Here is a 1,150-nt window from a genome sequence, read left to right as displayed (position 1 = left end):
TCGATTACTCGACGATCTTCGACACAACGCCCGAACCAACGGTGCGGCCGCCTTCGCGGATCGCAAAGCGCAGGCCCTGCTCCATCGCGATCGGCGCGATCAGTTCAACGTTGAACTTCAGGTTGTCGCCCGGCATCACCATCTCGGTGCCCTCGGGCAGCTCAACGGTGCCGGTCACGTCGGTGGTACGGAAGTAGAACTGCGGACGGTAGTTCGCGAAGAACGGCGTGTGACGGCCACCTTCATCCTTGGTCAGGATATAGGCTTCGGCTTCGAACTTGGTGTGCGGGGTTACCGAACCCGGCTTACACAGAACCTGACCACGCTCAACCGCTTCACGATCCACACCACGCAGCAGCGCGCCGATGTTGTCGCCCGCTTCACCGCGGTCCAGCAGCTTGCGGAACATTTCAACACCGGTACAGGTGGTCTTCTGGGTGTCCTTGATGCCGACGATTTCGATCTCGTCACCAACGTTGATCACACCACGCTCCACACGACCGGTCACAACCGTACCACGACCCGAGATCGAGAACACGTCTTCGATCGGCATCAGGAAGGGCTCGTCCACAGCGCGCGGCGGCTGCGGGATGTATTCGTCAACAGCGGCCATCAGCTCGGCGATCTTGTTGGCGCCGATTTCCGGGTCACGGTCTTCCAGTGCGGCCAGAGCCGAACCGGCGATGACGGGGATGTCGTCGCCCGGGAAGTCGTATTCAGACAGCAGTTCGCGGATTTCCATTTCGACGAGCTCGAGAAGCTCTTCGTCGTCAACCTGGTCAACCTTGTTCATGAACACGACCATGGCGGGAATACCCACCTGGCGGCCCAGCAGGATGTGCTCGCGGGTCTGGGGCATCGGGCCGTCAGCTGCGTTCACAACCAGGATCGCGCCGTCCATCTGCGCCGCACCGGTGATCATGTTTTTCACATAGTCAGCGTGGCCGGGGCAGTCGACGTGGGCGTAGTGCCGCGCGTCGGTTTCGTATTCCACGTGCGCGGTCGAGATGGTGATGCCGCGGGCTTTCTCTTCCGGCGCGCCGTCGATCTCGTCATAGGCTTTGAAGTCACCAAATTGCTTGGTGATCGCTGCGGTCAGCGTGGTTTTACCGTGGTCAACGTGACCGATGGTGCCGATGTTGCAGTGCGG

General features: G+C 60.9%; 1 protein-coding gene. It reads right to left on the bottom strand.

From position 1 onward, the window contains the following. Positions 1–4: 4 nt before the first annotated feature. Positions 5–1,150, bottom strand: a 1,146-nt coding sequence (tuf, locus tag WNE31_RS18390; protein WP_349981395.1) for an elongation factor Tu, incomplete at its 5' end; no start/stop codon positions are given.

Origin of the sequence: Shimia fortis (assembly GCF_040225985.1) — a bacterium.
GTDB lineage: Bacteria > Pseudomonadota > Alphaproteobacteria > Rhodobacterales > Rhodobacteraceae > Shimia.
The sequence above is the reverse complement of the archived record's forward strand: the minus strand, read 5'-3'. Positions and strand labels throughout refer to the sequence as shown.